Here is an 8,303-nt window from a genome sequence, read left to right as displayed (position 1 = left end):
CAGATTGCTGGGATAGGATTTACTCATGTTGCTCTCTCGGTGCTGTAGTTGTTGTATTTACAGCGTATTACCGGAGAGCTTTTTTACGCTTCACCTGACTTTTAAAACACCCTCTAAGGGTGGCAGTCAGCGATACGGTCGAACCTGCGGGCGAGAACTTAATCGCGTTGTTGATCAGATTCGTTAAGGTTTGAATTAAGCGATCGGGGTCAGCATACAATTCGACAGAAACAGGGGTCACGGATAAATGAATGCCTGCTTTTTCTGCCATTGCTCGCATCGCGTCACCGGATTGAGTCATGATGTCAGCAGCGTTGCAGAGTTTTTTCTCTGCTGTCACTTTGCCGAATTTAATCCGTTCGATATCGAGAATATCACTGATTAATCTCACTAATCTGTTCGTATTAGAGAAAGCAATTTCTAGCATTCGCCGACTTTTTTCGGGATAGTGATCGAGCCATCCGCTTGACAGTAAGCCTAGAGTGCTACGAATCGAAGTCAACGGCGTTCTTAACTCGTGACTGACGATCGAGACAAATTCATCTTTCATCTGCTCGATGATTTGGCGATCGGTAATATCTCTAAAAACGATCACGGCTCCCACAATCTGCGCCTGCTCTCGAATTGGGCTGCTGACATATTCTACTGGAAAGGTCGAGCCATCGCATCGCTGAAATAAATCGCCTGTTTTATCTTGCACGGTGCCATCGCGCAGCGTGGCGTAAATAGGGCTTTCCGCCGCTAAATAAGGCGTGCCGTCGGGTTGGGAATAGTTTAAGCGAGTGTGCATCCACTGACCGATTAACTCGTTGACTTCAAACCCTAACATTTTCGCGGCGGCAGCATTCACAAAGCTAATGTTGCCCTGGGAATCTAGCCCATAAATGCCGTCGCCTGCGGCATTAAGAATCAGTTCGTTTTGGTGGCTGAGACGTGCAAGCGAGGCTTCTGCCCGTTGGCGTTCCTGCAAAACACATTCTCGTTGAGCGATTTCTCGCAGCAGGTCAGCATTTGCTTGCTGTAGCTCGCGGGTTCGTTCTGACACGCGCTGCTCTAGCTGGGCATTGAGAGCAGAAATTCTTCGTTCCGCTTGCTGCTGCTTTTGAATGTCGCGCTTGAGGTGAGCATTTAGGTCGCGGACTTGGTGATAGAGTCCGCGCTGATGAATCGCCATTGCAAAATGTCTGCCCAACGTCTGTGCGAGTTCAATATCGGCAGTGGCCCAGGGCTGTGCTTGCTCGTGTTTCAATTCTTGCCAGGTTTCAAACGATCGTCGCGGACGCAGTTGTCGAGGATCGCGATCGTCAAGCCGTCCTGCCCAGATTCGCTCAAGGTCGATCGCGGGGCGGAAAATGCTCAGATATCCCAATGCCTCCTGGCGATATTGCAACGGAATCACCAACAAACTCCGCACGTTTGCCGCGAAAAAGGCGATCGCTAACTCTGAAGGCATCATCGATCGCTGCAAGTCGGCGATTGCCCATCCGCCCGATTCGAGAGCCTCTTCCATTTCCAGCCAAGTTTGCCAATCGGGATCGGTTTCGATGCGTCCGGCTGTTGGATCAAGACTGCCGCCAATTTTAAGGAGTGGCTGCTCTCCGCAGACAAAAAGCTGTTGAGACGCAGTATACAACCGACCGCCAGAGCCTTGTAATGCAGTTACAACCTGTTCTAATGCCTGCTGTAGCTGCATTTCTGGAAACGAATGCAGCAGAGACACGACTTGATTGAGGGTGGTTTCATGGGCAGCCCGTTGACGGCTTTGCTGAAGCGTTTTTGCCTGCGCGATCGCGATCGACACTTGATCGGCAACGACTTGCACGACTTGCAGCGTCTGTTTGCTGAGGAGGCGCGGTTGGTGATGGTGAGACACTAGCAGCCCCCAGAGCGTGTCGCGATCGAGAATCGGCACGACTAAAGACGATTTCACGCCCATCTCAGTTAGATAGTCAATATGACAAGGATCGACGGGGCGAAACTGCAAATCGCTTGCCCAAACCTCACCATTGGCGCGATCTTCGAGAGTGCTAGTTCCGATCTGTCGAGCTTCGACATCTACAATCGATCGCAGTCTGACTTTTAGAAATAATTCTCGCGCTTCGGGTGGGATGTCTTCGGCTGGAAAGTTGTGACCTAACAGCGAGGGCAGTTGGCGATCGTGAATGGCTTCTGCAACAACTTCACCACTGCCATCTTCATAAAATCGGTAGATCTTGACGCGATCGGTCTGCAAAAAGGCTCTGACTTCGGTGACGGTGGCATCTAAAATTTCCGACAATTCTAACGATTGACGAATTCGGTTGATCATGCGATGCAGGATCAACGGAAACACATCTGATAGCGCAGAAGGGGAAGTCGAGGAGTGACCGGGAAACATAAATAACTAATGGAAGGTGATTCTCTCTGCTTCTGACGGCGGATCTGGAGTTCCAGCAGGGATTTTCTGGAACACACTGAAGCCTCGATCTAGTCCTGTAAGTATTATCAATAACTTTGTTGAGAAATTCACATAGCTTAAAATAAGTTTTGATTTATCTATTTTTCTTAACCTTTAGAAGCCCAAAGATTTGGGTAGGCACGGGGGCACTACCCCTACAGGTAACGGAAAATTTACCGAAATTTTGCGGAAAGCCCCGCTCCTTCAGACGGGGATGTAGAGCAACGGCGCGATAGCGCCACTCTCTCAAGGCAATAAACGCAAAAACTCGCGCACAATGTCCGTCTTAGTTCGTCTTGTTTTCTTGGCATAGCGCTCAAGCGTTTTCATCTCTTGTTCTGGGACTCTAACGTGCAATTGTTTTTCAACCATCTTGTGTACCAATGTGATACACTGAGTATAGTGGAAAGGTAATCAACCACTTAAAAAACCTTGTTGTCGAAAGACATTCTGAACCTTGACAATCAAATCTATGCGGTTCTACTGCATTGTTCTAGTTTCCTCCTGGCAGTAGGTAAAAGATTTGTAGGGACTAGACGAATCAGTTTTTTTGAGGCATACGCTTCAGAACTAAACAGGACTTGCGATGGCGCAAATAGGGTAGGGCATACCCGAATTAACGCTTGGGGAGAGTCCCACCTCTGGGCTAGACGACGCAAGGAATCTAGGTTAAGTGGTCTCGGTGAGCCAAGAATCCTCGTACCTTCAGGTCGAGGAGTGTCAAAGCAAGGATTTTCTAAACCGAAACCTTGCGTCGGGTGGCACGATCGCACCAGCTTCTGCCAAAATTACAGAGCCATTTAAGACCGAACCCATTGCTCGATCGCATCTACACTCGTCGGTAATGCTGCCGTCAAAACTTCTGAGCCGCTCTCTGTCACCAGCACATCATCTTCGATCCGAATGCCGCGCACATCGCTGAAGTCTGCCAACCGCTCCCAGTTGACGACATCGCGATATTTTTCACGGCGCTCTGAGTCTTGCAGAATGGCAGGAACCTGATAGAAACCTGGCTCGATCGTCACCACCATGCCAGATTGCAACGGACGATCGAGCCGCAAATAGCCCAAGCCAAAACGCTGACTGCGAGTTCTGCTGGGAGCATAGCCTGCTAGGTCGCCCAAGTCTTCCATATCGTGGACATCTAACCCTAAAATGTGTCCGACTCCATGAGGAAAGAAGAGCGCATGAGCATCTCGTTCGACCAGATCGGCAGGTTGACCGCGCAAAATTCCTAAATCGACCAGCCCAGCGGCGATCGTGTGACCTGCTAGCAAGTGAATCTCTCGATACTCCACACCGGAGCGAATGGCAGCAATACAAGCATCGTGAGCCGCAAGCACGACATTATACAAATCGCGCTGCGTCGGAGAGAATTTACCGGAGGTTGCCCAAGTTCGAGTCACATCAGATGCCCAACCTGTAGCAGTTTCAGCCCCGACATCGGCTAAAAGCAGATCAGTTGAGCGCAAGGGATGATGATAGCGATCGTTGTGCAACACTTCGCCATGAACAGTGACGATGCTGCCATAGGCGCAGGTCATTCCATTCGCCATAATCACGCCCTCCATTGCCGCTCTAACTTCGGCTTCAACGGTGGCGTTTGGCGTGGCTGACATCCCGGCTTGATGGGCTTTGACCGTGACCGCGATCGCTTTGCGAATTTCCGCGATCGCCGCGTCGTCATGAGTCAAGCGCAACGTCACGATCGCGTTAGCCAGCTTTAAATCAATGTCGCTCGGATAGTTAGAAATTGGACGATCGAGCAGTCGAGTCTGTTCCAACCGAGTTTGGCTGTCTTGAACTGCAACCGTTGCCGCGTCAAGCACCTGATCTTTAAGCGCCGACAGTGGATAAGCAGCATCAGCCCCGATCTTCGTCGCGATTTCGTCTCGTGTAGGTGAAGCCCCGTGCCAAAGCGCACTGGCTTGACTTGACTCATCTAAAAACAGCGTCAACTTGCCAGACTCTAATCGAATCGCCGCATTTTCTAACGGCAACCCCGCAAAATAAAGAAAATGACTACTCGCCCGAAATGGAAAAACATTTGCCGGGAAGTTACGCGAAGAACTGCCCCCCGACCAGAGAATCACGGGCACCTCGATCAAATCAGCAAGTTTTTGGCGACGAAGTTTGAGCGTTGCGGGCAACATAGGCGACGAGAATGAGAGATGTAGGGACATGGCACTGCCGTGCCCATTGCCACTGTAAGTAACCCATATTAATATTATCCATGATCCTTAATCTAACGCTCCTCCGCAAGAACTTCCTGCCCCGGCTGTGCAGCCAAAACAGTGACGATCGGTGACAATCTCCCGCTTCGCCAACCAAGTCGGATCAAAGTCTCGCAGGTGCATCGGTTGAGCATCAGACCCCTGACATTCCAACTCCAGCATTTGATTAAAATCGCAATCATACAATCGGCCATCCCACGAGATTGAGATCGTGTTGCGGCACATCAAACCCGCCACCGTCGCTGGATTGAATGAATTCACCAACAGTTCCATATACTGCTGCAAATTGCCTGACTGCTCTAGCCATTCAAGATAGCGAGAAATCGGCATATTGTTGAGGGTAATTAGGCGATCGAAGCTAATCCCATAATTTTTTTGCAGCCCCGCTTTCCACTCGTCTTCCAATTTCGCCTGACCACTCGCCAAAAATGCCCCAACTGGATTGCTCATCAAAGTTAATTGACGGTGAGGATTCCCTTGCCCATAACCCACCGCATTAAGCCGATGCAGTGCCTCGATCGACTTCTCAAACGTCCCGTCACCGCGTTGAGCGTCGGTGTTGCGCTGACGATAGTGAGGCAGAGAGCAGACGATTTCGACTCTTCGATCGGCTAACCACTGGGGCAAATCCTCCATGCGAGGCAGCAGCAAAACGGTGAGGTTGCAGCGATCGATGACGTGCTTTCCTCGTCCCACACACTGATCGACCAAATAGCGAAAATGAGGATTTAACTCTGGTGCGCCTCCCGTAATATCCACCGTGTGGGCTTCGGTCAGATCGAGTGCGTGAAGACACAGATCGATCGTCTCTCGATTCATGTTTTCTTGAGTGCGATCGGGCCCTGCGTCAACGTGGCAGTGACGACAACTCATGTTGCACAATTTGCCAATGTTAATTTGAAAAATTTCTAACTTAGCTGGCGTGAGTTTCTGCCAATGATTTGCCGCGAGTGTCTGGGCAAAATCTCCCTCGTGAGGTGTTTGTGCGAGATCGACAGCCGCTAAAACATCGTGTTGATACTGAGGAAACGATAAGGGCGAGTGCCGTTTGAAAAGAGACGTAGGTTTAGGTGCCATTTGTTGACGACTTGAATCGGAGGGCGCGATCGGATCAGAAAGTTTCATCATTCAAGTGATTGGTTAGTCATCCTATTCTCTGAATGTAAGAAAAACAGCGATTGCTATAAGCCGCCGAAAACTCAGAATCTTTCTGGATCACTTGATGAAAAGTCTCGATCGCATCTCGAAAACGTTCCGTTTGGGCTTGCTCAACTCCCACCTTAAACAAAGCATGGGCATCCACGGACAGCGTTGCATCGGTCGGGGTGACAGGAAGCCAGCAGGCGATCGCAAACACAGTGATCCAGAAAATTCTGAAGAGATTCATCGCTTTACTTTAAAAGAGTTTGACTTACCAACCTTTCTCAGACTGATCGAGCACATATAGCAGTTTTCACTAGAGTGAGGTACGGCATCGCATCTATAATGCCTGTGCAGTAAGGATCTGATGTACTTCATTCATGCGGGAACCGCTATAAGCCGCAACCGACTGAATTTGGTCATCAGTCAAGCGACCTTTAAACTTAGGCATGGCACCTTTGCCATTAGTCACCTGAGTGACGATCGCCTCGCTGCTGTTCATTGCGTACTTGGCCAGTGCTTCCTTTTTGAGCGTTTTGGGAGCGTTTATAACATTTTTGCCACCAATATGACAAGAAGCGCAGTTTGCAGAAAAAACTTTCGCACCTGTCACCAGATCTGCATCTGCCCAAGCAGGTTGAGCAACCATGAAAGTCAGTGATGCAATCATCATCAAAACCGTTGCGAGTAGGGTTCTCATCGACATTAATTTCTTCATAACCGTATCATTTGTAAATTGACTCTAGAAGATATTTCCACACAGAGATATCCCCCAAATTTCCTGCAAGAGAAATCGGGAGGATATGAAACTTGTTGCTGGTCACGCACCTCTCTGAAGATGTGCTGTGATTCAGTTATCAGTATTTTGTCTTGCTCATTTCCTATCGTCAAAAGACAGGCTGTCAAACTTACGAAATACTCAAAGATTAGGAGCGGTGTTGAGTGAACGATCGTCAACAAAAATCCCTTGTGATTCAACCTCCGCAGATCCCCAATCTCAGATATTCTAATAAAGCGTAGTTTGGTGCTGCTGAATAAATAGTAGGGGTAGCGCCCCCGTACCTACCCCAGACTGACGTTGCCTACCTCTGACGGAGGGCAACCACAGGGGGATTGCTCCTACCTCAATCATCTTTACTATTCGACAACGCCCGTAGTTTTACACTTGGGAGATATGGTTTCTCTACCTAATCACCGTCCAAAACAGCTTTCTCTCGGCCCTTTAGAATCAGAGATTTTGCACATTGTTTGGGAACTAAAAGGCGCAACGGTGAAAGAGATTCACGATCGGATTCTTGCCGATCCCGATCGTGAGTTGGCCTATACGTCTGTGACCACAGTCTTAAACCGTCTCACCAAAAAAGGCTGGCTCGTCTGCGATAAACAAGAGCGCAGCTTTTCATGGAAACCCCTAGTCTCCAAAGCCGAAGCCAACGCCCTGCAAGCTTACGAACAACTCAATCAGTTTTTAGCCGTTGGCAACCCCGATGTCGTCGCTGCTTTTGCCGATAGCCTCGATCAAGCCAGCGTCGAACAACTAGAAGCGATCGCTCAACGATTGCAAGCCATCCGCAAATCACGGGAGGAACAATGACGCACTTAATCATGCTCTTATTAGCATTGACATTTGCCTGGGGCATTCGTCAAACCGCAACCATTCCCACAGGCGGCTGGAGCGATCGTTGGCATCGCACCTTGGGCTGGTTCCTCTTCTCCCCATTGTTGTTGTGCAACACCGCTCTCGCCCTCGCCTACATGGGTCCGTGCCTGCACATGGCTCTCTGGTGGGAAGGCTGGGGCAGCTATGCGATCGCGATCTCGTTTCTAGCGGCTGCGATCGTTTTAGGGTTGAGCTTAACGATCGAGGCGCAGCGATCGCTCCATCAAGTTCGACGCTACCCCCAGCTAGAGATGCACGGCAAAACCACTCGACTGATTGAAATTTCGACTCCCTATGTAGCGCAAATTGGCTTCTGGCAACCAGAGCTAGTCGTCAGCCAGGGGTTGTTGCAATCGCTCGACTCTGCCCATCTCGAAGTCGTCTTGGTTCATGAACAAGGGCATCTTCATTACCGCGATACCTTCTGGTTTTTTTGGCTCGGTTGGTTGCGCCGTCTTACCGCCTGGCTCCCTCAAACGGAAGCGCTATGGCAAGAACTACTGATCTTGCGAGAACTGAGAGCCGATCGCTGGGCGGCTCAACACGTCGATAGTTTACTCCTCGCCGAAGCCCTGCTCTCGGTCGTCAGCGCTCCTCAAATTCAGCCTGAAAACTTTTGTGCTTCGTTTAGCAGTGCTGTTGTTAGAAACCGTCTCAATGAGCGAATCAATGCGCTTTTAGAACCAGAGTCATCCAGCTTGGGGGGGCAATCGTGGTGGCTGCTGTTAGTCTTGCTGCCTTTGATCGTGATTCCCTTCCACAGTTAACCGATCATTTAAATCGGCATTGCAGAATGGTGACATGAGTTGCTAGACTCGCCCTTACCCTCACC

General features: G+C 49.8%; 8 protein-coding genes. 2 read left to right on the top strand and 6 right to left on the bottom strand.

Features of this window, described 5'->3' with window-relative positions; genetic code table 11:
* Positions 1 to 67 precede the first annotated feature (67 nt).
* From BRW63_RS19445 to petJ, 6 genes are all read right to left on the bottom strand, one after another.
* Positions 68 to 2,332 carry a GAF domain-containing protein gene (locus BRW63_RS19445; protein ID WP_223257438.1) on the bottom strand — a complete coding sequence of 755 codons (2,265 nt, stop codon included), beginning with the start codon at positions 2,330 to 2,332 and terminating at the stop codon, positions 68 to 70.
* 351 nt (positions 2,333 to 2,683) lie between these two features.
* Positions 2,684 to 2,809 carry a ribbon-helix-helix protein, CopG family gene (locus BRW63_RS27295; protein WP_083583089.1) on the bottom strand — a complete coding sequence of 42 codons (126 nt, stop codon included), beginning with the start codon at positions 2,807 to 2,809 and terminating at the stop codon, positions 2,684 to 2,686.
* A gap of 428 nt (positions 2,810 to 3,237) precedes the next feature.
* Positions 3,238 to 4,590, bottom strand: a complete 1,353-nt coding sequence (locus BRW63_RS19440; RefSeq protein WP_244913232.1) for an aminopeptidase P family protein — start codon at positions 4,588 to 4,590, stop codon at positions 3,238 to 3,240.
* Positions 4,591 to 4,677: 87 nt separating this feature from the next.
* A complete protein-coding gene (arsS, locus tag BRW63_RS19435) occupies positions 4,678 to 5,748 on the bottom strand; it encodes an arsenosugar biosynthesis radical SAM (seleno)protein ArsS (RefSeq protein ID WP_073074073.1) in 1,071 nt (356 codons plus the stop codon).
* A 67-nt stretch (positions 5,749 to 5,815) separates the two neighbouring features.
* Positions 5,816 to 6,058, bottom strand: coding sequence for a hypothetical protein (locus BRW63_RS19430; protein WP_073074057.1), 243 nt, complete (start codon positions 6,056 to 6,058; stop codon positions 5,816 to 5,818).
* Positions 6,059 to 6,151: 93 nt separating this feature from the next.
* Entirely contained in the window at positions 6,152 to 6,511 is a 360-nt protein-coding gene (petJ, locus tag BRW63_RS19425) for a cytochrome c6 PetJ (RefSeq protein ID WP_073074071.1), read from the bottom strand.
* Between the two features lie 474 nt (positions 6,512 to 6,985).
* Here petJ and BRW63_RS19420 point away from each other — a divergent pair, with 474 nt between their 5' ends.
* Complete coding sequence (locus tag BRW63_RS19420) at positions 6,986 to 7,405, top strand: BlaI/MecI/CopY family transcriptional regulator (RefSeq protein ID WP_073074056.1); 420 nt, start codon at positions 6,986 to 6,988, stop codon at positions 7,403 to 7,405.
* A complete protein-coding gene (locus tag BRW63_RS19415) occupies positions 7,402 to 8,238 on the top strand; it encodes a M56 family metallopeptidase (protein ID WP_073074054.1) in 837 nt (278 codons plus the stop codon). Before BRW63_RS19420 ends, BRW63_RS19415 begins: the two co-directional genes overlap by 4 nt.
* Positions 8,239 to 8,303 lie beyond the last annotated feature (65 nt).

Source organism: Phormidesmis priestleyi ULC007 (assembly GCF_001895925.1).
GTDB lineage: Bacteria > Cyanobacteriota > Cyanobacteriia > Leptolyngbyales > Leptolyngbyaceae > Phormidesmis_A > Phormidesmis_A priestleyi_A.
Note: the sequence above shows the minus strand (reverse complement) of the source record. Positions and strands in the feature narration are given on the sequence as shown.

Bases quoted from the DNA above. Each gene is read 5' to 3' on its own strand.
- BRW63_RS19415 (WP_073074054.1), top strand. From the start codon at position 7,402: ATGACGCACTTAATCATGCTCTTATTAGCATTGACATTTGCCTGGGGC.
- BRW63_RS19420 (WP_073074056.1), top strand. From the start codon at position 6,986: ATGGTTTCTCTACCTAATCACCGTCCAAAACAGCTTTCTCTCGGCCCT.
- petJ (WP_073074071.1), bottom strand. From the start codon at position 6,511: ATGAGAACCCTACTCGCAACGGTTTTGATGATGATTGCATCACTGACT.
- BRW63_RS27295 (WP_083583089.1), bottom strand. From the start codon at position 2,809: ATGGTTGAAAAACAATTGCACGTTAGAGTCCCAGAACAAGAGATGAAA.
- BRW63_RS19440 (WP_244913232.1), bottom strand. From the start codon at position 4,590: ATGTTGCCCGCAACGCTCAAACTTCGTCGCCAAAAACTTGCTGATTTG.
- BRW63_RS19430 (WP_073074057.1), bottom strand. From the start codon at position 6,058: ATGAATCTCTTCAGAATTTTCTGGATCACTGTGTTTGCGATCGCCTGC.
- arsS (WP_073074073.1), bottom strand. From the start codon at position 5,748: ATGGCACCTAAACCTACGTCTCTTTTCAAACGGCACTCGCCCTTATCG.